Origin of the sequence: Pseudomonas sp. PAMC 29040 (assembly GCF_003994535.1) — a bacterium.
Lineage (GTDB): Bacteria > Pseudomonadota > Gammaproteobacteria > Pseudomonadales > Pseudomonadaceae > Aquipseudomonas > Aquipseudomonas paraversuta.
This window is the reverse complement of the sequence record NZ_RZAA01000003.1, coordinates 285,781-307,419: the sequence shown is the minus strand read 5'-3', so window position 1 is coordinate 307,419 and position 21,639 is coordinate 285,781. Positions and strand designations below refer to the sequence as shown.

The 21,639-nt window shown below is 57.2% G+C and carries 16 protein-coding genes; 4 read left to right on the top strand and 12 right to left on the bottom strand.

Features of this window, described 5'->3' with window-relative positions:
• Positions 1–79: 79 nt before the first annotated feature.
• The 3 genes from WG29040_RS06780 (at position 80) to yegQ (ending at position 3,301) form a co-directional block, all read left to right on the top strand.
• A complete protein-coding gene (locus WG29040_RS06780) occupies positions 80–991 on the top strand; it encodes a DMT family transporter (RefSeq protein WP_003446941.1) in 912 nt (303 codons plus the stop codon).
• A 22-nt stretch (positions 992–1,013) separates the two neighbouring features.
• The gene (locus WG29040_RS06775) at positions 1,014–1,895 is read left to right on the top strand and encodes an aldose 1-epimerase (RefSeq protein WP_127195893.1); all 882 of its coding nucleotides are present in this window, start codon (positions 1,014–1,016) and stop codon (positions 1,893–1,895) included.
• A 65-nt stretch (positions 1,896–1,960) separates the two neighbouring features.
• On the top strand, positions 1,961–3,301 hold the full coding sequence (gene yegQ / locus WG29040_RS06770; RefSeq protein WP_003446937.1) for a tRNA 5-hydroxyuridine modification protein YegQ: 1,341 nt from the start codon (positions 1,961–1,963) through the stop codon (positions 3,299–3,301).
• Positions 3,302–4,782: 1,481 nt separating this feature from the next.
• On the opposite strand, the gene WG29040_RS06765 is transcribed toward yegQ, so the two are convergent.
• Together WG29040_RS06765 and htpG are read right to left on the bottom strand one after the other, a co-directional pair.
• A complete protein-coding gene (locus WG29040_RS06765; protein ID WP_003446930.1) occupies positions 4,783–5,511 on the bottom strand; it encodes a dienelactone hydrolase family protein in 729 nt (242 codons plus the stop codon).
• Positions 5,512–5,570: 59 nt separating this feature from the next.
• On the bottom strand, positions 5,571–7,475 hold the full coding sequence (gene htpG, locus WG29040_RS06760) for a molecular chaperone HtpG (protein WP_003446928.1): 1,905 nt from the start codon (positions 7,473–7,475) through the stop codon (positions 5,571–5,573).
• Between the two features lie 234 nt (positions 7,476–7,709).
• Between htpG and WG29040_RS06755 the strand changes: the two genes are divergently transcribed.
• Entirely contained in the window at positions 7,710–7,970 is a 261-nt protein-coding gene (locus WG29040_RS06755) for a hypothetical protein (protein ID WP_003446926.1), read from the top strand.
• Between the two features lie 184 nt (positions 7,971–8,154).
• On the opposite strand, the gene brnQ is transcribed toward WG29040_RS06755, so the two are convergent.
• From brnQ to sdhC, 10 genes are all read right to left on the bottom strand, one after another.
• Positions 8,155–9,468 carry a branched-chain amino acid transport system II carrier protein gene (gene brnQ / locus WG29040_RS06750; protein ID WP_003446924.1) on the bottom strand — a complete coding sequence of 438 codons (1,314 nt, stop codon included), beginning with the start codon at positions 9,466–9,468 and terminating at the stop codon, positions 8,155–8,157.
• A gap of 426 nt (positions 9,469–9,894) precedes the next feature.
• Positions 9,895–10,776 (bottom strand): succinate--CoA ligase subunit alpha, encoded by an 882-nt coding sequence (sucD, locus tag WG29040_RS06745; RefSeq protein ID WP_003446921.1) that lies wholly within the window; start codon positions 10,774–10,776, stop codon positions 9,895–9,897.
• Complete coding sequence (sucC, locus tag WG29040_RS06740; RefSeq protein ID WP_003446919.1) at positions 10,776–11,942, bottom strand: ADP-forming succinate--CoA ligase subunit beta; 1,167 nt, start codon at positions 11,940–11,942, stop codon at positions 10,776–10,778. The genes sucD and sucC overlap by 1 nt, the downstream gene beginning before the upstream one ends.
• A gap of 226 nt (positions 11,943–12,168) precedes the next feature.
• Positions 12,169–13,605, bottom strand: coding sequence for a dihydrolipoyl dehydrogenase (gene lpdA, locus WG29040_RS06735; protein ID WP_003446917.1), 1,437 nt, complete (start codon positions 13,603–13,605; stop codon positions 12,169–12,171).
• Between the two features lie 103 nt (positions 13,606–13,708).
• Positions 13,709–14,926, bottom strand: coding sequence for a 2-oxoglutarate dehydrogenase complex dihydrolipoyllysine-residue succinyltransferase (odhB, locus tag WG29040_RS06730; protein ID WP_003446915.1), 1,218 nt, complete (start codon positions 14,924–14,926; stop codon positions 13,709–13,711).
• Between the two features lie 40 nt (positions 14,927–14,966).
• Complete coding sequence (locus tag WG29040_RS06725) at positions 14,967–17,798, bottom strand: 2-oxoglutarate dehydrogenase E1 component (RefSeq protein ID WP_003446913.1); 2,832 nt, start codon at positions 17,796–17,798, stop codon at positions 14,967–14,969.
• Between the two features lie 260 nt (positions 17,799–18,058).
• Positions 18,059–18,763, bottom strand: coding sequence for a succinate dehydrogenase iron-sulfur subunit (locus WG29040_RS06720; RefSeq protein WP_003446911.1), 705 nt, complete (start codon positions 18,761–18,763; stop codon positions 18,059–18,061).
• Between the two features lie 11 nt (positions 18,764–18,774).
• Positions 18,775–20,550, bottom strand: a complete 1,776-nt coding sequence (gene sdhA, locus WG29040_RS06715) for a succinate dehydrogenase flavoprotein subunit (protein WP_003446909.1) — start codon at positions 20,548–20,550, stop codon at positions 18,775–18,777.
• A 3-nt stretch (positions 20,551–20,553) separates the two neighbouring features.
• The gene (gene sdhD / locus WG29040_RS06710; RefSeq protein ID WP_003446906.1) at positions 20,554–20,922 is read right to left on the bottom strand and encodes a succinate dehydrogenase, hydrophobic membrane anchor protein; all 369 of its coding nucleotides are present in this window, start codon (positions 20,920–20,922) and stop codon (positions 20,554–20,556) included.
• Positions 20,916–21,302: a succinate dehydrogenase, cytochrome b556 subunit gene (gene sdhC, locus WG29040_RS06705; protein WP_085985560.1), complete on the bottom strand. Its 387-nt coding sequence runs from the start codon at positions 21,300–21,302 to the stop codon at positions 20,916–20,918. Before sdhC ends, sdhD begins: the two co-directional genes overlap by 7 nt.
• Positions 21,303–21,639: the final 337 nt, after the last annotated feature.

Below are 21,639 nucleotides of genomic sequence, written 5' to 3'. Positions count from 1 at the left end.
CGAGCTTGCTCGCGAGCGGTTTAAAAGCTCGCTCCTACGGGTTTTCAGCTTTATTTCCAGCCAAGGAGGCTGGTTACTCATGTCTGCTCCTGCTTTGTTTCCCCGTCATGTCGCGGTATTGCTGCTGGTGTTGCTGGCCTGTGCATTTGCCGGTAATCACATCGCCGCGCGGATCGCCTTTGACCATGACACCGGCCTGCTGCTGGCGATTCTGTGCCGCGCCGGCGTGACCCTGCTGGTACTGACCGGCCTGGTGCTGTGGCAACGTGAACGCCCCCGGTTAACCCCCGCCCACTGGCGCTGGCAAGTGCTGCTGGGGGTGCTGATCGCGGCGCAAAGCTTCTTTATCTATTCCGCCGTGGCCCGCATCCCCGTGGCCCTGGCATTGCTGATCGCCAACGTGGCGCCGATCCTGCTGGTGCTGCTGACCTGGGCCCTGGGCGGCTCGGCCCCGACCCGGCGGGCAGCGGTATTGATGGGCGTGATCATGTTCGGGCTGGCGTTTGCCCTGGACGTCCCCGAGCGCCTGTCGAATCAAGGCACAACCGAAGCACAATGGCTGGAAGGCATTGCCTTCGGGTTCGCCGCAGCTTCTGTCTTTGCCTGCGCGCTGTGGATCACTGACCACAAGCTGTCGAGCGTGCGCGGCACGGTGCGCAGCATGCTGACGATGCTGATTGTATTCAGCGTCGCGGCAGTCGCCGGGGTCAGCGGTGTATTGCCGGGAGGCGTTTCACTGCCCGGCTCGTCAACCGGCTGGACCGCCCTTGCCTGCCTGGTGGCTCTTTATGGGCTAGGGTTCTGCCTGCTGTTTATTTGCCTGACCCGCCTGGACATGGCGCGTAATGCCCCGGTCATGAACGTTGAACCGGTGGCCAGCCTGCTGTTTGGCTGGCTGATTCTGGACCAGTTGCTCAGCAGCAGTCAGGTGATCGGTGGCCTGATCGTGGTCGCCGGTATTGTAATGCTGACGTGGCGGCGTGCCGCGTGATTGCTCAGTGGAGGTAGCGGCCATGCGGCCCGAGACGTTGATCCTGGAAGACGGCCTGACCCGGCTGACACTGGCGCCGATGATCGGTGCCAGCATTGTCAACTGGAGTGTCATCGCCAGCGGCCAGCCGCTGTTGCGCCCCAGTGCCGACACGGCATTGAACAGCGGTTTGCCGGGACGCCTGGCGTGCTATCCACTGGTGCCCTGGTCGAACCGCATCGGCGGTGGCGGTTTTGACGGCCCGCAGCACTGGTTTGTGCTGCAGCCCAACAGCCCCACCTCAGCCCTGCCCATCCATGGCAGTGGCTGGCAACAACCCTGGAGTGTGATTGAGCACACCGCGCAGCATGCCTGCCTGCAACTCGATAGCACTGTGCCCTTCGCCTACCACGCGCAGCTGCGTTACCGCCTGAGTGAAGGTCAATTGCGCATCGAACTGAGCGTTACCCATCAGGACGAACGTGCTGCCTGGCATGGCCTGGGGCTGCATCCCTATTTCCCCCGCACTCCCCGCACCCGCTTACAGGCCCGCACTGCACAGATCTGGCTGTGCGATACCGACGGGCTGCCCACACACCTTGCGCCATTGACGGCCGAACGGAGTTTCAACCAGCTCGCCAGCCTGCCCGAGACAAGACTCGACAACTGTTTTACCGGCTGGGATGGCCATGGGCTGATCAGCCAGCCGGATTTGGGCTACGAGCTGGAGTGCCGGGCCACGGGTGCCCCGTACTGCCTGGTGTACTGCCCTGCCGGAGAGGATTTTTTCTGCTTCGAGCCGGTCAGCCACCCGGTCAATGCCCATCACCTGCCAGGTCGCCCGGGCTTGCATTTATTGCACAAGGGGCAATCGGCGGGGCTGGCTTTGAGCCTGGGTTACCGGCCGCTCCGAGGCGTTTTGTAGACCCAGATCAATAGTGCGGCATTCGGCCTGGTCTACCATCGCGCCCTTTTGCGAATGACCTGACCATGCCACTTGCACCGCCCGAACTCCTTGCCCCTGCCGGCACCCTGAAAAACATGCGCTACGCCTTCGCCTATGGCGCCGACGCGGTGTATGCCGGTCAGCCTCGTTATAGCCTGCGGGTGCGCAACAACGAATTCGACCACGACAATCTGGCCATCGGTATCGCCGAAGCCCAGGCTCAGGGCAAGCGCTTTTACGTGGTGGTCAACATCGCCCCGCACAATGCCAAGCTGCGCACCTTCCTCAAAGACCTGGAGCCGGTGATTGCCATGGGCCCGGATGCGCTGATCATGTCCGATCCGGGCTTGATCATGCTGGTGCGCAAACACTTCCCGCACATGCCGATTCATTTGTCGGTACAAGCCAATACCGTGAACTGGGCCAGTGTCGAATTCTGGCACCAGCAGGGTTTGAGCCGGATCATTCTGTCGCGGGAACTGTCGCTGGAAGAAATCGAGGAAATCCGCCAGAAAGTACCCGCCATGGAACTGGAAATTTTCGTGCATGGCGCGCTGTGCATGGCCTACTCCGGCCGTTGCCTGCTGTCGGGCTACATGAACAAGCGTGATGCCAACCAGGGCAGTTGCACCAATGCCTGTCGCTGGAAGTACGAGGCAAAGCCGGCAACGGAAAACGAGCTGGGCAATGTGGTCAACATCGTTGAGCCAACCCTGGGCGTGGGAGCCCCCAGCGATGAAGTGTTCGTCCTGCACGAAGCCAGTCGCCCGGACGAACCGATGTCGGCGTTCGAGGATGAACACGGCACCTACATCATGAACTCCAAGGACTTGCGTGCGGTGCAACACGTTGCGCGCCTGACCGCGATGGGGGTGCACTCGCTGAAGATCGAAGGCCGTACCAAATCGCATTTCTACTGCGCGCGGGCGACCCAGGTGTATCGCAAGGCCATTGATGATGCGGTGGCCGGTCGTGAATTTGACCACAGCCTGATGACCGATCTGGAGTCACTGGCGCAACGCGGTTACACCGAGGGCTTTTTGCGCCGCCATGTGCACGACGAGTATCAGAACTACCTGCATGGCAGCTCGCTGTCCCATCGCCAACAGTTTGTGGGCGAGCTCACGGGCGAGCGGCGCAACGGGCTGGCAGAAGTAAAAGTCAAAAACCGCTTCGCTTTGGGTGATCATCTGGAGTTGATGACGCCCCGGGGCAACTATCACTTCGATCTTGACCATCTACACAACAGCGCCGGGTTGCCGATTCAGGTGGCACCGGGTGACGGCCACACCGTATACCTGCCGATTCCGGAGCAGGTGGACTTGAACTACGGGTTGTTGATGCGGGATTTGACCGTAAGCGAAACCATAGAGCGCACGGCATAGCCCCACCTGACTTACAAACTTGAGGGGGCTGGCTTGCCAGCGATGCAGGCAACCGGCTGTATCTGCAGGATTGAGCCGAAACCATCGCCAGCAAGCTGGCTCCCACAGGGCCCGGACCTGACACTTACACCATTGTGGGAGCTGGCTTGCCAGCGATGCAGGCAACTGGCTGTATCTGCAGGATTGAGCCGAAGCCATCGCCAGCAAGCTGGCTCCCACAGAGCCCATACACCATTGTGGGACCTGGCTTGCCAGCGATGCAGGCAACCGGCTGTATCTGCAGGATTGGGCCGAAACCATCGCCAGCAAGCTGGCTCCCACAGGGCCCATACACCCTTGTGGGAGCTGGCTTGCCAGCGATGCAGGCAACAGGCTGTGTCTGCAGGATTGAGCCGAAGCCATCGCCAGCAAGCTGGCTCCCACAGGGCCCATACTCCATTGTGGGGGCTGGATTGCCAGCGATGCGGCAACCGGCTGTATCTGCAGGATTAAGCCAAAACCATCGCCAGCAAGCTGGCTCCCACAGGGCCCATACACCCTTGTGGGAGCTGGCTTGCCAGCGATGCAGGCAACCAGCTGTATCTGCAGGATTGAGCCGAAACCATCGCCAGCAAGCTGGCTCCCACAGGGCCCGGACCTGACACTTAAACCATTGTGGGAGCTGGCTTGCCAGCGATGCAGGCACCGGCTGTATCTGCAGGATTGAGCCGAAACCATCGCCAGAAAGCTGGCTCCCACAGGCCCATACACCCTTGTGGGAGCTGGCTTGCCAGCGATACAGGCAACCGGCTGTATCTGCAGGATTGGGCCGAAACCATCGCCAGCAAGCTGGCTCCCACAGGGCCCATACACCCTTGTGGGAGCTGGCTTGCCAGCGATGCAGGCAACCGGCTGTATCTGCAGGATTGAGCCGAAGCCATCGCCAGCAAGCTGGCTCCCACAGGGCCCATACACCCTTGTGGGAGCTGGCTTGCCAGCGATGCAAGCAACCGGCTGTATCTGCAGGATTGAGCCGAAGCCATCGCCAGCAAGCTGGCTCCCACAGAGCCCATACACCCTTGTGGGAGCTGGCTTGCCAGCGATGCAGGCAACCGACTGTATCTGCAGGATTGGGCCGAAACCATCGCCAGCAAGCTGGCTCCCACAGAGCCCATACACCCTTGTGAGAGCTGGCTTGCCAGCGATGCAGGCAACAGGCTGTGTCTGCAGGATTGAGCCGAAGCCATCGCCAGCAAGCTGGCTCCCACAGGGCCCGGACCTGACACTTACACCATTGTGGGAGCTGGCTTGCCAGCGATGCAGGCAACCGGCTGTATCTGCAGGATTGAGCCGAAGCCATCGCCAGCAAGCTGGCTCCCACAGGGCCCGGACCTGACACTTAAACCATTGTGGGAGCTGGCTTGCCAGCGATGCAGGCATCGACTGTATCTGCAGGATTGAGCCGAAATCATCGCCAGCAAGCTGGCTCCCACAGTGTGGTGTCAGTCCCTGAACACATCATCCAGCAGGTTGTGCATGGCGGTGAACGCCCGGTGCGCGGTTTTGGCGTCGTACATCATTTTGCCCGGCACGTTGGCATGGGGATCAGTAAAGGAGTGCACGGCGCCGCCATAGCTGGTCAATTGCCAGTCGATGCCGGCAGCGTTCATCTCGGCTTCGAAAGCCGGCAGTTGCTCGCGGGGTACCAGCGGGTCGGAAGCGCCATGCAGGACCAGCACTGATCCGGTAATGCTTCTGGCATCGATCGGGTTGGGCGTATCCAGGGTCCCGTGAAAAGATACGGCCGCTTTCAACGGGGCACCACTACGCGCCAGTTCCAGCGAGCAGCAACCACCGAAACAGAAGCCAAAGGTCGCCAGCTTGCTGCTGTCGACCACTGCCAGGCCCTGGTTTTTCAGCACGTCATAGGCTGCCCACATGCGCTTGCGCAACAAGGCGCGGTCGTTCTTGAGCGGCATCATCGCCGCGCCCGCCTCATCGCCATTGGCGGGGCGTGTAGCCTGGCCGTAGAGGTCGGCGATCAACACCACATAGCCCTGCTCTGCCACCGACTTGGCGATCTCTTCGGCGCCCTCGCTGATGCCCATCCAGTTCGGTGCCATCAACAACCCCGGCAGCGGGTCTTCTCGACTCGGGTCAAAGGCCAGGCGGCCTTCGTATGGCAGGCCGTCGATTTGATAGGCAACGGAACTGACCGAAATAGATTTCATTAAAAACTCCTGAATTCGAAACAAAAAAAACCCGCCGAAGCGGGTTTTTTATAGCTCAGTTACACCGACAACTCTACTAACAGTTTATTTAGACGACGGACATAAGCTGCCGGGTCTTTCAAACTGTCACCGGCCGCCAGGGCTGCCTGATCGAAGAGGATGTGCGACAGGTCGCCAAAACGCTCTTCGCTCGGCTCCGCATCGAGTTTCTCGATCAGCGGGTGAGCCGGGTTGAACTCGAAGATCGGCTTCGATTCCGGCACTTTCTGCCCGCTGGCTTCCAGAATCTGGCGCATTTGCATGCCCAGGTCCTGCTCACCGATGGCCAGAATGGCAGGTGAATCGGTCAGACGGTGCGATACCCGCACTTCGCTGACGCTTTCGCCCAGCGCTGCCTTGATGCGCTCAACCAGGCCTTCTTTGGACTTGGCGACTTCTTCTGCGGCTTTCTTGTCCTCTTCCGAGTCCAGGTTGCCCAGATCGAGATCACCGCGTGCCACGTCGACAAAGCTCTTGCCGTCGAAATCGCTGAGGTAGCTCATCAGCCACTCGTCGATACGATCGGTCAACAGCAGCACTTCGATGCCTTTCTTGCGGAAGACTTCAAGGTGCGGGCTGTTTTTGACCTGGGCGTAAGTGTCGCCGGTCAGGTAGTAAATCTTGTCCTGACCTTCTTTGGCACGGGCCAGGTAGTCGGCCAGAGCAACATTCTGTTCACCGTCGTCACCGTGGGTCGAAGCAAAGCGCAACAGACCGGCGATTTTTTCCTTGTTGGCGGAATCTTCAGCCGGGCCTTCTTTCATCACCTGGCCAAAGTTTTTCCAGAAGCCCTGATATTTCTCAGGCTCGTTCTTCGCCAGTTTTTCCAGCATGTCGAGCACACGCTTGGTAAGCGCCGATTTCATGGAGTCGATGATCGGGTCTTTCTGCAGGATTTCCCGCGACACGTTCAGCGACAGGTCATTGGAATCGATCACACCTTTGATGAAGCGCAGGTACAACGGCAGGAACGACTCTGCCTGATCCATCACGAACACACGCTGTACGTACAGCTTCAGGCCTTTCGGGGCTTCACGCTGATACAGGTCGAACGGAGCACGGGCCGGCACGTAGAGCAGCGAGCTGTATTCCAGCTTGCCTTCAACCTTGTTGTGGCTCCAGGCCAGCGGGTTCTCGTAGTCGTGGGCAATGTGCTTGTAGAACTCCTGGTATTCCTCGTCCTTGACTTCAGTACGAGGACGGGTCCACAGGGCGCTGGCGCGGTTGACGGTTTCCCATTCCAGTGCCGGTGCTTCTTCGCCTTCTGCGACGGTCTGCTCTTTAGGCAGCTCGATTGGCAGGGCGATATGGTCGGAATACTTTTTGATGATGTTGCGCAGGCGCCAGCCGTCAGCGAACTCTTCTTCGCCTTTCTTCAAGTGCAGCACGATTTTGGTACCGCGATCGGCTTTCTCGACGGTTGCTACTTCAAACTCGCCCTCGCCTTTGGAGGACCAGTGCACGCCTTCGCTTGCAGGAGTGCCGGCACGGCGGCTGAAGACATCGACCTTGTCAGCCACGATAAAGGCCGAATAGAAGCCCACACCGAATTGACCGATCAGATGCGAATCTTTTTTCTGGTCGCCCGACAGGTTTTTCATGAAATCGGCGGTGCCGGACTTGGCGATCGTACCCAGATGGGTGATCACGTCATCGCGGTTCATGCCAATACCGTTGTCTTCGAGAGTGACGGTATTAGCGTCCTTGTCGAAGCTGACACGGATTTTCAGATCAGTACCGCCTTCCAGCAGTTCAGGCTTGGAAAGCGCTTCAAAACGTAATTTGTCGACAGCATCAGAGGCGTTCGAGATCAATTCGCGAAGGAAAATTTCCTTGTTGGAGTACAGCGAATGGATCATGAGGTGTAGCAGTTGCTTGACCTCGGTCTGGAAGCCCAGGGTTTCTTTTTGAGTTTCCACGCTCATTGTTATCAAACTCCGATTAGATGGCATGAGCCACGCCCGAGAGGGTTGGCGGCGGGATGTCATGAAAGTTGGGGGCTAAGGTTTAAATTTCAAGGCCTGTACTCTCAATGCCTCGCTTTTACCGCGCGCAGGCTGCGTATAAGCCCTCGTTTATATATATGAACCGCCATGGAACTTAAGCGCACAGCACGTGCTCAAACGCCCAGTAGATCTACTCATAAGGAGAAACACCCCATGCGTAATACTTTCGCTGTTGCTTTGATGCTGGCTGCCACCCTCGGTCTCGCGGCCTGCGACAAGAAATCCGAAGATAAAGCCCAAGAGGCGGCTCAGCACACCGAGCAATCCCAGGAAAAAATGAACGAAGCCCAAGACAAAGTGAACGATGCAGCCAAAGAGAACGCTGAAGCGGCTAAAGCTCAGGCCGAGTCCAATGAAGCGGCTGCCAAAGAAGCTGCTCCGGCTGCACCTGTAGCAACTCCAGAAAGCAAGTAATCTGCTTTTGTGAGCGGCACCACAAAGCCTGCCTAGTGCAGGCTTTGTTGCATCTGGAGATCAACAAATCAAACCGGGAATGTTCAACTCAGGGTTTAAAAGTTCGACCATAAAAAAAGCCCTGCATCCATTGGATGCAGGGCTTTTTGATTGACTCAAAGCGCGCTTTTGGCGTGCCCGGTCATTACGCGATAGCTTCTTGACGCTTACCCAGCATACGGTCGCAAATCACTGCAGCCAGCAAGATCACCAGGCTCGGCACCAACCACGCCAGCCCCTGATTGCTGAATGGCATGTTGGCCAGTTGGGCAGGAATCCACTCACCCAGACCTGCGCCTTTCAGCGCATCGATAGTGCCGAAGATAAACGACACCAGCATCACCGGGCCAACAATCCTTGCCTGCGCATGCCACAAGCCTTTGCAGAAGCTCAAGGCCACAAGGACGATGCATGGCGGGTAGATTGCCGTCAGCAGCGGGATCGAGAAGGCGATCAACTTGGTCAGACCAAGGTTGGAGACGAACAGCGAGAATACGGCGAGGATAACCACCAGTGTCTTGTAGGACAGCGGCAGTATCTTGCTGAAGTATTCCGCGCAGGCACAGGTCAGGCCAACGGCAGTAACCAGGCACGCCAGGGCAATCAATACGGCCAGGAAACCGCTGCCCAGCGAACCGAAGGTGTGCTGAACATAGGCGTGCAGTACGGCTGCGCCGTTGGTTGCACCGGCGGCCACTTCATGGCTGCCCGCACCCAGACGGAACAGGCTGACGTATACCAGCGCCAGACCGACACCGGCGATCAGGCCGGCAATGATTGCGTACCGGGTAATCAGTTTTGGCGATTCGACACCGCGGGAACGGATTGCGTTGACGATCACGATGCCGAACACCAGTGCGCCGAGGGTATCCATGGTCAGGTAGCCATTGATAAAGCCCTGGGAGAACGGTGCTGCCACGTATTCCGGGGTCGCAACGCCAATATCACCGGCAGGCAAGGCAAAGGCTGCAATGCCGAGGATCGCCAGGGCAATGATTTTCAGCGGCGCCAGGAAGCGGCCAACGGTATCCAGCAAGCGGCCCGGATACAACGACACGAAGAACACGATCAGGAAGTACACCGAGCTGTACAAAAACAGCGCCAGCGGGCTTTCACCGGTCAAAGGAGCCAGGCCGACCTCAAAGGATACGGTGGCTGTACGCGGGGTGGCGAACAGCGGACCGACAGCCAGGTAGCAAACAGCTGCAAGTATGCCGCCAGCCAGTTTGCCGATCGGGCTGCTCAGTGCATCCATGCCGCCGCCGACTTTAGCCAGCGCAATGACGGTAACCACCGGCAGGCCGACAGCAGTAATCAGGAAACCCAGTGCAGCCATCCAGACGTGAGGTCCGGACTGCAGGCCAACGATAGGTGGAAAAATGATATTGCCAGCCCCGACAAACAGGGCAAATGTCATAAACCCAAGTGCCAGAATGTCCTGGCCTTTCAAAACTTTCATTACGGAAATACCACACTACTGAATCGGAATTTAGAGGGGAATTTCCCGTGCGGATGTGGGAAATGCTGTCAGCCTGAATAAGGCCGACCCGTCTAGCGCGCGGCTTCCTTTTGGGATGCATACGCAGAAATGCAGAGTTGGCGGCAAGGTTACCGATTTTTTCCATGGCGCGCACTGTTACAGGGCGCACTGTCCGATGAACGAACGCAGTTGTCGCTTAAATGACATCGAAAATCGTTTTGATGTGATTTTCTTATTCGTAAATAGGATTTCTCCTAAAGTTATTATAACTATTGGAGCAAGTTTGCTCGCGCGCACCCGGCATCAAGCCAGCTTGCAGCACCACTCGCTGTTTAATTCCCCAAACGCACAAAGGCCACCCGAAGGTGGCCTTTGTCTGGTGTAACTATCAGTTAAGCGCGAGGCTTACTTGATTGCCCAGCCAGTCAGCTCGGACAGAGCCTTGCCGATGTCTGCCAGCGAACGCACGGTTTTAACGCCTGCGTCTTCCAGAGCAGCAAACTTCTCGTCTGCAGTACCCTTGCCGCCAGAGATGATTGCGCCAGCATGGCCCATGCGCTTGCCAGCAGGGGCAGTCACACCAGCGATGTAGGAAACAACCGGCTTGGTCACGTGTGCCTTGATGTAGGCAGCCGCTTCTTCTTCAGCCGAACCGCCGATCTCACCGATCATTACGATCGCTTCGGTCTTCGGGTCTTCCTGGAACAACTTCAGGATGTCGATGAAGTTGGAGCCCGGGATCGGGTCACCACCGATACCAACGCAAGTCGACTGACCGAAACCGGCGTCAGTAGTTTGCTTGACAGCTTCGTAAGTCAGGGTGCCGGAACGCGACACGATGCCTACTTTGCCTGGCAAGTGAATGTGACCTGGCATGATGCCGATCTTGCATTCGCCTGGAGTGATAACGCCAGGGCAGTTAGGGCCGATCAGGACTACGCCCAGTTCGTCGCACTTAACTTTAGCGTCAAGCATGTCCAGGGTAGGAATGCCTTCAGTGATGCAAACGATCAGCTTGATGCCGCCGAACGCTGCTTCAAGGATGGAATCCTTGCAGAAAGGAGCCGGAACGTAGATCACGCTGGCGGTTGCGCCAGTGGCTGCTACAGCTTCTTTCACGGTGTTGAACACTGGCAGACCCAGGTGCTCGGTGCCGCCTTTACCAGGAGTTACGCCACCAACCATCTTGGTGCCGTATTCGATGGCTTGCTGGGTGTGGAAGCTACCTTGCGAACCGGTAATACCCTGGCAGATAACTTTGGTGTCTTTATTGATCAGGACGCTCATTACTTGCCCTCCGCAGCTTTAACAACTTGTTGAGCAGCGTCGGTCAAGCTGGTAGCAGCGATGATGTTCAAGCCGCTTTCTGCCAGTACTTTAGCGCCCAGTTCAGCGTTGTTGCCTTCAAGGCGAACAACCACCGGGATTTTCACGCCGACTTCTTTCACTGCACCGATGATGCCTTCGGCAATCATGTCGCAACGAACGATGCCGCCGAAGATGTTGACCAGTACTGCAGCGACATTGCTGTCGGACAGGATGATCTTGAACGCTTCAGTTACGCGTTCTTTGGTTGCGCCGCCACCAACGTCAAGGAAGTTGGCTGGCTTGCCGCCATGCAGGTTGACGATGTCCATGGTACCCATGGCCAGGCCAGCACCGTTGACCATGCAACCGATGTTGCCTTCCAGTGCCACGTAGTTCAGTTCGAACTTGGCAGCGTGCGCTTCGCGCGGATCGTCTTGCGACGGATCGTGGAAAGTTTTCAGCTTAGGCTGACGATACATGGCGTTGGCGTCGATGTTGATTTTCGCATCGAGGCAGTGCAGATCGCCGTCAGTCTTGATTACCAGCGGGTTCACTTCCAGCAGGGCCAGATCGTGATCCTTGAACAGCTTGGCCAGACCTACGAAGATCTTGGCGAACTGAGCAACTTGCTTGCCTTCCAGACCCAGCTGGAATGCCAACTCGCGACCCTGGAATGGCTGTGCGCCAACCAGTGGATCGATAGTAGCTTTCAGAATTTTTTCTGGAGTGTCGTGAGCGATTTTCTCGATGTCCACGCCACCTTCGGTGGAAGCCATGAACACGATGCGGCGGCTCGAACGGTCAACGACAGCGCCCAGGTACAGCTCTTTAGCGATATCAGTGCACGATTCAACCAGGATCTTGGTGACCGGCTGACCATTGGCATCAGTCTGGTAAGTCACCAGACGCTTGCCCAACCACTGTTGTGCGAATGCTTTAGCGTCTTCTTTGCTGCGAACCAGCTTAACGCCGCCCGCTTTACCGCGACCACCTGCGTGAACCTGGGCTTTGACAACCCATTCAGTCCCGCCGATTTTATCGCAAGCTTCTGCGGCTGCTTCCGGGGTATCTACTGCATAACCCTTGGATACTGGCAGGCCGTATTCAGCGAACAGCTGCTTACCCTGATACTCGTGAAGATTCATGCTTTTTACCGTCTTCGTTAGGTACTGCGCATTCGGCGCTGCACTTGGATTAGTGCCGCACCACCTGTGACTGCTGCTTGTGCTGCCCGGACCAGCCCGACTCCCGCGTGGGCGAGGTCGGATCTGGCTCAAGCGACATAAGACTGCGTCCGGCGGAAGTTCCGCGGTGAGGCTTGCGTGCAAGGCTCACGACGGGCAAACCGCCGTGGTTTCTTATTGTCTGGTATTAACGTTTTTTGCGGTTGGCAATGTGGATGGCGCCGCCATTCACTGCCAGTGCTGCTTCGTGCAACGCTTCGGACAGGGTCGGATGGGAGAAAACCATCATGCCCAGGTCCTCGGCGCTGGTGCCGAATTCCATACCGATCGCGCCCTGCTGAACCAGTTCTGCAGCGCTCGGGCCAATCACGTGGACGCCCAGTACGCGGTCAGTTTTGGCATCAGCAATGACTTTGACAAAGCCACCGGTGTCGTTTGCTGCCATGGCACGGCCACTGGCTGCGAACGGGAAGGTGCCGACGTTAACTTCAACGCCTTCAGCTTTCAAGGCCTGTTCGGTTTTACCGACCCACGCGATCTCCGGGTGAGTGTAAATAACCGATGGAATCAGGTCGTAGTTCATCTCGGTCTTGTGACCCTTGATGCGCTCGACAACCATGATGCCTTCTTCAGAAGCCTTGTGTGCCAGCATCATGCCGCGAACCACGTCACCGATGGCGAATACGCCCGGAACGCTGGTGGCGCAATGATCGTCAACAAACACGAAACCGCGCTCGTCAATGGTCACACCGCTGTCAGCTGCCAGCAACTCGGTGGTCACCGGACGGCGACCAACGGCTACGATCAGCTTGTCGAAGGTGATGGTCTGTTCGCCGTTGGCGTCGGTGTAGGTCACAACGACTTCTTCGCCGTTAACCTTGGAACCGGTAACGCGAGCGCCCAGCTTGATGTCCAGACCTTGTTTGGTCAGGGTTTTGTAGGCTTCTTTGGACACGGCAGCGTCGGCAGCCATCAGGAACGTGTCCAGGGCTTCCAGAACAGTTACCTGAGCGCCCAGACGGGACCATACCGAACCCAGCTCCAGACCGATTACGCCAGCGCCGATAACGCCAAGACGCTTGGGTACGGACTGGAATTCCAGTGCGCCGGTGGAATCAACGATGATGTTGTTGTCTACCGGTGCTGGCGGAATGTCGATCGGACGCGAACCCGAAGCCAGAATCACGTTCTCGGCTTCGATGATTTCAACGCTGCCGTCCGGCTTGGTCAGTTCAACTTTCTTGCCGGCCAGCAGTTTGCCGTGGCCTTGCAGGGAAGTCACACCGTTGGCCTTGAACAAGGTAGCAACGCCGGAAGTCAGACCTTTAACGATGTTGGCCTTGCGGCCGATCATCGCTGCAACGTCCATCTTCACTTCACCGGTGGTGATGCCGTGGATGGCAAAAGCATCCTTGGCTTCGTGATACTTCCAGGTGCTGTCCAGCAGCGCCTTGGATGGAATGCAACCGACGTTCAGGCAAGTACCGCCCAGTGCCAGTTTGCCTTCCTTGTCGGTGTACTTTTCGATGCAAGCAGTCGAAAGACCCAGTTGCGCGGCCTTGATGGCGGCAACGTAGCCGCCGGGGCCCGCACCAATCACTACAACGTCAAATTTCTGTGTCATAAAAGGTTCCCTTTTAGCAACAAGCTACAAGCCGCAAGCTGCAAGTTTGAAGCCCGTCAGCTATTAAGCTTGAGGCTTGGCGCTTGCAGCTTGCCGCTGCTATTTAGATATCCAGCAGCAGACGCGCTGGATCTTCCAGCAGGTTTTTGATTGCTACCAGGAAACTTACAGCTTCTTTGCCATCGATCAAGCGGTGATCGTAGGACAGAGCCAAATACATCATCGGGCGGATTACAACCTGACCGTTGATTGCCATTGGACGCTGAAGGATGTTGTGCATGCCCAGGATTGCGGCTTGCGGCGGGTTAACGATCGGGGTCGACATCATCGAACCGAAAGTACCACCGTTGGTGATGGTGAAAGTACCACCGGTCATTTCGTCCATCGACAGCTTGCCGTCACGGGCTTTTTTACCGTAAGCGGCGATGCCGCCTTCGATTTCGGCCAGGCTCATCAGTTCGGCGTTACGCAGAACCGGTACCACCAGACCACGGTCGCTGGAAACAGCAACACCGATGTCGGCGTAGCCGTGGTAAACGATGTCGGAGCCGTCGATCGAAGCGTTAACAGCCGGGAAGCGTTTCAGCGCTTCGGTGGTTGCTTTCACGAAGAACGACATGAAGCCCAGGCGTACGCCGTTGTGGGACTTCTCGAACAGGTCCTTGTACTTCGAACGCAGTGCCATGACTTCGGTCATGTCCACTTCGTTGAAAGTAGTCAGCATCGCCATGTTCGATTGCGCTTCTACCAGGCGCTTGGCCACGGTAGCGCGAACGCGGGTCATCGGAACACGCTTCTCGACACGGTCGCCCGCAGCCAGAACAGGAGCAGCCGGTGCAGCAGCGGCTTTGGCCGGAGCAGCAGCCGGAGCGGCCTTCTTGGCAGCAACAGCAGCTACCACGTCTTCCTTGGTCACACGACCGCCTTTGCCAGTACCGGCAACGGAAGCGATGTTGATGCCGTTTTCTTCAGCGATCTTGCGAGCAGCCGGAGCTGCAACAGGATCGTCTTCGCCTTCGCCGGCAGGAGCAGCAGCCTGAGCGGCAGGTGCAGCAGCAGCGGCTGGCGCGGCAGCAGCAGCGCCGCCTTCAACGATGGAGCCCAGGACTTCGTCGGACAGAACGGTGTCGCCTTCGTTCTTGACGATGGCGCCCAGAACGCCGTCAGCTGTAGCCAGTACTTCCAGCACAACCTTGTCAGTTTCGATGTCAACAATCAGGTCGTCGCGCTTTACAGCGTCGCCTGGTTGTTTGTGCCAGGTGGCAACGGTGCCATCGGCAACCGATTCCGGAAAAGTAGGGGCTTTAATCTCGATAGCCATGTTCGTGGTTCCTTAAATTCGGTTTCAGTGCGCGAAGGCGTTAAACAGTAAACGCGTCTTGCAACAGTTTTGCCTGTTGCTCGGCGTGCATCGATGCATAACCACAAGCAGGTGCAGCAGAAGCGTCACGGCCCGCGTACTCAAGTACGAGAGATTTATCGTGACCGCCAATGATGCGGCGCATGTGATGCTGGCTGCAGTACCAGGCACCCTGGTTCATCGGCTCTTCCTGACACCAGACAATGTGTTTGGCGTTTTTGTACGGAGCCAGGACTTCAATCAAGTCGTCCTCAGGGAACGGGTACAGCTGCTCAAGACGCACGATGGCGATGTCATCACGACCTTCGGCACGGCGTTTTTCCAACAGGTCGTAGTAGACCTTGCCGCTACACAGCACGATGCGACCGACTTTCGCCGGATCCTGTGCATCGATCTCCGGAATAACGGTCTGGAACGAACCTTCGGCCAGATCTTCCAGGGTCGAGACTGCCAATTTGTGACGCAGCAGCGACTTGGGTGTCAGGACGATCAGCGGCTTGCGCAGCGGACGGATAACCTGACGGCGCAGCAGGTGGTAAATCTGCGCTGGAGTCGTTGGTACGCACACCTGAATGTTGTGCTCGGCACACAATTGCAGGTAACGCTCAAGACGTGCGGAGGAGTGCTCCGGGCCCTGACCTTCGTAACCGTGTGGCAGCAACATGGTCAGACCGCACAGACGGCCCCACTTGTGCTCACCGCTGGTGATGAACTGGTCAATTACAACCTGGGCGCCGTTGGCGAAATCGCCGAACTGGGCTTCCCAGATAACCAGAGCATCCGGCGTGGTGGTCGAATAACCGTATTCGAACGCCAGTACAGCCTCTTCAGACAGCAGCGAGTCGTACAGGTCAAAACGTGGCTGACCCTGGTACAGGTGCTGCAGCGGGATGTAGGTGCCAGCATCTTTCTGGTTGTGCAACACGGCGTGACGGTGCGAGAACGTACCGCGGCCGATGTCCTGACCGGTCATGCGAATCGGGTGACCTTCGAACGCCAGGGTCGCGTATGCCATGGTTTCAGCATAACCCCAGTTGATCGGCAGGCCGCCGGCTTGCATTTTTTGACGATCTTCGTAGATCTTCGACACCTGACGCTGAACCACGAAGCCTTCTGGAATTTCCAGCAGCTTGGCCGACAGTTCTTGCAGGGTTTTCAGATCAAAACGCGTGTCGTGACGCGCAGTCCAGGCGTGGCCCAGGTACGGACGCCAGTCAACGAACAGCTCTTTGTTCGGCTCTTTGACCAGACTTTTCACAACATGCAGACCGTTGTCCAGCGCGTTGCGATATTCGTCGATCTTGGACTGAACGCGCTCTGCGTCAACCACGTTTTCCTGAGTCAGACGCTCGGCATACAGTTCACGGGTAGTGCGCTGCTTGGCGATCTGCTGATACATCAACGGCTGAGTGCCGTTTGGCTCGTCGGCCTCGTTGTGACCGCGACGGCGGTAGCAGAACAGGTCGATCACGACGTCACGCTTGAACTGCATGCGGTAGTCGATTGCCAGCTGGGTCACGAACAATACGGCTTCCGGATCATCACCATTTACATGGAGGATCGGCGCCTGGATCATTTTCGCGACGTCAGTGCAGTACTCGGTAGAGCGCGAGTCTTCAGGGTTGCTGATGGTGAAGCCAACCTGGTTGTTGATCACCAGGTGAACCGTACCGCCAGTCTTGAAGCCGCGGGTCTGCGACATCTGGAAGGTTTCCATGACCACGCCCTGACCTGCGAATGCAGCATCACCGTGGATGGAAATCGGCAGCACTTTTTCGCCGGTCTTGTCGTTACGACGATCCTGGCGTGCACGTACCGAACCTTCAACCACTGGAGAAACGATTTCCAGGTGGGAAGGGTTGAACGCCATCGCCAGGTGGACTTCGCCACCGGAGGTCATGACGTTGGAGGAGAAGCCCTGGTGGTATTTAACGTCACCGGAACCCAGCTCGATTTTCTTCTTGCCTTCAAACTCGTCGAACAGGTCGCGCGGGTTTTTACCGAAGGTGTTGACCAGAACGTTCAGACGGCCACGGTGGGCCATGCCGATAACGATTTCTTTGGTGCCGTAGTTGCCCGAACGCTGGATCAGCTCGTCCAGCAAAGGAATCAGGCTCTCGCCGCCTTCCAGGCCAAAACGCTTGGTGCCCGGGTACTTGGTGCCCAGGTACTTTTCCAGGCCTTCAGCAGCAGTCACGCGCTCAAGCAAATGGCCCTTGATCTCTGCCGAGTAGGTTGGACGGCCACGTACGCTTTCGAGGCGCTGTTCAAACCAGTGGCGCTGCTCGGAATCGACGATGTGCGTGAACTCGGCGCCAATGGTGCGGCAATATGTCTGCTGCAAAGCTTCGAGAATTTCGCGTAGGCTCGCTTCCTCTTTGCCGATATACAGGTCGCCGGCACGGAAGGTCGTATCAAGATCGGCATTGGTCAAGCCGTAATGATTGATCGACAGGTCTGCAGGTGCAGGACGCTGCCACAGCCCCAGCGGATCAAGCTGGGCTGCCTGGTGGCCGCGCATCCGATAGGCCTGGATCAATCGCAGCACTTCAACTTGCTTCTTCTCATGCTCACTGCTCACGCTCCCGGCAGAAACCGGTTGGGCGCGGCGCTGGTTCTTTGCCAGCAGCACGAAATGGTCGCGGATTGTAGAGTGCGAAACATCGTTGGCAGAGTTGCCGTCATTGGGCAACGTCTGAAAGTAGGTGCGCCATTCTTCTGGCACAGCGTTAGGGTCGTGCAGGTAGAGCTCATAGAGCTCTTCCACATAGGCAGCGTTACCACCTGAAAGATAGCCGCTGTTCCACATGCGCTGCATCACGCTTTCTTGCATGCTTGGTCACCCTCGGTTAGGGGACACCATCGACGAGAACACCAGAGCACGCTTGAGAAAGTCCGAATACAGCGACTAAAACAAGCCACTTAGGATCACGCTGATAGTCCGGGTACCAGCCCGGATGCCCCTGCTGGTCTCATTTCTTCAAAATAAGAGCCGCAGCTTTTTGAGCTGTTGCTCAGGTTAAAACTACGGCGCCGGTTGAAGCCTGCGCCGTAGCATCTACGGTTACAGCGATCCTGCAGTACAGCTTTGAATCACACGCCGCTCTGCAGCAGCATGCTACGCACGTGACCAATGGCCTTAGTCGGGTTCAGGCCCTTCGGACACACGTTTACGCAGTTCATGATCCCGCGGCAGCGGAATACGCTGAACGGGTCATCCAGTGAAGCCAGACGCTCGCTGGTCTTGGTGTCACGGCTGTCAGCCAGGAAACGGTAGGCTTGCAGCAGTGCAGCAGGGCCCAGGAACTTGTCCGGGTTCCACCAGAAGGACGGGCACGAAGTCGAGCAGCAAGCGCACAGGATGCACTCGTACAGACCGTCGAGCTTCTCGCGCTCTTCCGGAGACTGCAGACGCTCAATGGCCGGGGCCGGAGTATCGTTCTGCAGGAACGGCTTCACCTTCTCGTATTGCTTGTAGAAGATGCTCATATCGACGACCAGGTCACGGATAACCGGCAAACCTGGCAGAGGACGAACGATCAACTTGTTACCTTTTACGACAGCAGACAGCGGCGTAACGCAAGCCAGTGCGTTTTTGCCGTTGATGTTCATGCCGTCGGAGCCGCAAACGCCCTCACGGCACGAGCGACGATAGGAAAAACCTTCGTCCTGCTCTTTGATCAAGGCCAGCACGTCCAGCACCATCAGGTCTTTACCGTTGGTATTGACCTGGAATTCCTGCATGAACGGCGCGGCGTCTTGATCCGGGTTGTAGCGATAAACACTGACTTTCAACATATCGGCCACCCTTAGTAAGTCCGAATCATAGGTTCAAAGGTCGGAACGGTTTTCGGCGAGAAGTTCACCGCACGTTTGGCTACGCGCTTTTCACCCGGGAAGTACAGGGTGTGGCACAGCCAGTTAACGTCGTCACGATCTTCGAAATCTTCACGGGCGTGAGCACCGCGCGACTCTTTACGAACTTCAGCAGCGATTGCAGTCGCTTCAGCCACTTCGAGCAGGTTTTGCAGCTCAAGGGCTTCGATACGAGCAGTGTTGAACGCCTGGCTCTTATCGTTGATTTTCACGTTGGCAATACGCGCGCGCAGATCAGCCAGCTGGGCAATACCCTTCTGCATGTATTCGCCAGTACGGAATACACCGAAGTAGTTCTGCATGCAGCTTTGCAGTTCTTTACGCAGGGTAGCGACGTCTTCGCCGTCGGTACGCGAGTTCAGGCCATCCAGACGTGCCAGGGCAGCATCGATGTCGGACTGACGCGGACGGGCGTAATCAACGCCTTCTTTCAGGGTCTGCTCCAGGAACAGGCCGGCAGCACGACCGAATACCACCAGGTCGAGCAACGAGTTGCCGCCCAGACGGTTGGCACCGTGAACCGATACGCAAGCCACTTCACCCACTGCAAACAGGCCAGGGATGATCTGGTCGACGCCTTCAGCGTCCTGGGTAATAGCCTGACCATGAATGTTGGTGGCAACGCCGCCCATCATATAGTGGCAGGTAGGAACTACCGGGATCGGCGCTACGGCAGGATCGACGTGAGCGAAGGTCTTGGACAGCTCCATGATGCCTGGCAGACGGCTGTGCAGAACTTCCTCACCCAGGTGATCGAGTTTCAGCATTACGTGGTCGCCATCCGGACCGCAACCGTTGCCCGCGATGATTTCCTTAACCATCGAGCGTGCTACAACGTCACGACCTGCAAGGTCTTTGGCGTTCGGAGCATAACGCTCCATGAAACGCTCACCGTGCTTGTTGATCAGGTATCCACCTTCACCACGGCAACCTTCTGTAACCAGTACACCGGCGCCGGCAATGCCGGTCGGGTGGAACTGCCACATTTCGATGTCCTGTACCGGTACGCCTGCACGCAGCGCCATGCCGATACCGTCACCGGTGTTGATCAGGGCGTTGGTAGTAGAGGAGTAGATACGGCCTGCACCACCAGTGGCCAATACGGTCGCGTTAGCGCGGACGTAAGAGGTTTCACCAGTTTCGATGCAGATCACGATCATGCCTACAAAGGCACCATCTTCGTTCTTGACCAGATCGACACCGTAGTATTCGTTAAGGAATACAGTGCCGGCCTTCAGGTTGGCCTGGTACAGGGTGTGCAACAGCGCATGACCGGTACGGTCGGCTGCAGCGCAGGTACGGGCAGCCTGGCCGCCTTTACCGAAGTCCTTGGACTGACCGCCGAAAGGACGCTGATAGATACGGCCCTGTTCGGTACGGGAGAACGGCAGACCCATGTGTTCCAGCTCGAAAACGGCTTCCGGGCCTACGGAACACATGTACTCGATAGCGTCCTGGTCACCGATATAGTCGGAGCCCTTGACGGTATCGTACATGTGCCAGCGCCAGTCATCGTTTGGATCCGCAGACGCGATCGCGCAGGTAATGCCACCCTGTGCCGATACGGTGTGGGAACGAGTCGGGAAAACCTTGGTGATTACGGCAGTCTTGTGACCGCCTTGCGCCAGCTGCAGAGCAGCGCGCATGCCTGCACCGCCGCCGCCAATGATAATGGCGTCGAACGAGAGTGTATTAACTGTGTTAGCCATGAATCAGATACCCCAAAGAATCTGCACACCCCAGACGAAGTAAGCGAACATTGCAACGCCGCAGACTGCCTGGAAGAGGAAACGTACTGCTGTCGCGGACTTGCCCAGTGCCATTGGCGTCAGGTAGTCGGTCGCGATGGTCCACATGCCTACCCAGGCGTGTGCGCCCAGTGCAACAAGGGCCAGCAGGCTGAAGATACGCATCCAGTTGCTTGCGAACAGCTCATGCCATTGGGCGTAGCCAATGCCAGGGTTCGCAACGAGGTATCCGATCAGGAAGATGAAATAAGCCGCTAGAACAACCGCAGACACACGCTGTGCCATCCAGTCATAGAGGCCCGAACGCGACAGGTTCGTAACGCTGGTTACCATATCCAAACTCCCGCCAGAACAATCATCACTACAGAAATGACGATTACGATTTTCGAGCCCAGTCGGCCGCCTTCAAGCGTCTCACCGATGCCCATGTCCATGATCAAGTGGCGCACACCGGCAACCAGGTGATACAGCAAGGCAGAGAGCAGGCCCCACGCAACGAATTTGGCCAGCGGGCTGGTCAAGCATGCCTTCACCTCGGCAAAACCTTCTTCGGAACCCAGGGATTTGCTCAATGCATAAAGCATGAAGCCCAGGCCGAGAAAAAGAATGATGCCCGATACACGGTGCAGAAATGACGTAACGCCGGTGATGGGGAGTTTGATGGTCCTTAGGTCTAGGTTTACAGGTCGTTGGCTATTCACGGCTTTTTTCACACTGAAGAGCCCCTAACAATCAGGGCAAGTTTGTTGGGATGTGCACTGGTCAGGTACCCACCACCCGGGAGTGACGACCCCCATCTAAACAGGCCCAAAAGCCCCTGGCGGTCGGCTGCCGAGTATAGACAGTTAGGTCACTAATGACAACGCAATCACCTTCCCCTAATAGCGCATTGCGCTTCGGGCATAAAAGGCGTAAACGGCAGGGATATTCGCTAAAAATCGCGGTTCAAAGCCTTGTACAGCAAGACTTTAGGCAAATTGACATTCGAATTTATCTCACTATAGTGGTGCGGGCCCTGCGTGGGGGGTCTGTCTGATGATTTCAAGCATA

Coding starts and splice junctions, on each gene's coding strand:
- WG29040_RS06780 (WP_003446941.1), top strand. CDS start 80: ATGTCTGCTCCTGCTTTGTTTCCCCGTCATGTCGCGGTATTGCTGCTG.
- WG29040_RS06775 (WP_127195893.1), top strand. CDS start 1,014: ATGCGGCCCGAGACGTTGATCCTGGAAGACGGCCTGACCCGGCTGACA.
- yegQ (WP_003446937.1), top strand. CDS start 1,961: ATGCCACTTGCACCGCCCGAACTCCTTGCCCCTGCCGGCACCCTGAAA.
- WG29040_RS06765 (WP_003446930.1), bottom strand. CDS start 5,511: ATGAAATCTATTTCGGTCAGTTCCGTTGCCTATCAAATCGACGGCCTG.
- htpG (WP_003446928.1), bottom strand. CDS start 7,475: ATGAGCGTGGAAACTCAAAAAGAAACCCTGGGCTTCCAGACCGAGGTC.
- WG29040_RS06755 (WP_003446926.1), top strand. CDS start 7,710: ATGCGTAATACTTTCGCTGTTGCTTTGATGCTGGCTGCCACCCTCGGT.
- brnQ (WP_003446924.1), bottom strand. CDS start 9,468: ATGAAAGTTTTGAAAGGCCAGGACATTCTGGCACTTGGGTTTATGACA.
- sucD (WP_003446921.1), bottom strand. CDS start 10,776: ATGAGCGTCCTGATCAATAAAGACACCAAAGTTATCTGCCAGGGTATT.
- sucC (WP_003446919.1), bottom strand. CDS start 11,942: ATGAATCTTCACGAGTATCAGGGTAAGCAGCTGTTCGCTGAATACGGC.
- lpdA (WP_003446917.1), bottom strand. CDS start 13,605: ATGACACAGAAATTTGACGTTGTAGTGATTGGTGCGGGCCCCGGCGGC.
- odhB (WP_003446915.1), bottom strand. CDS start 14,926: ATGGCTATCGAGATTAAAGCCCCTACTTTTCCGGAATCGGTTGCCGAT.
- WG29040_RS06725 (WP_003446913.1), bottom strand. CDS start 17,798: ATGCAAGAAAGCGTGATGCAGCGCATGTGGAACAGCGGCTATCTTTCA.
- WG29040_RS06720 (WP_003446911.1), bottom strand. CDS start 18,763: ATGTTGAAAGTCAGTGTTTATCGCTACAACCCGGATCAAGACGCCGCG.
- sdhA (WP_003446909.1), bottom strand. CDS start 20,550: ATGGCTAACACAGTTAATACACTCTCGTTCGACGCCATTATCATTGGC.
- sdhD (WP_003446906.1), bottom strand. CDS start 20,922: ATGGTAACCAGCGTTACGAACCTGTCGCGTTCGGGCCTCTATGACTGG.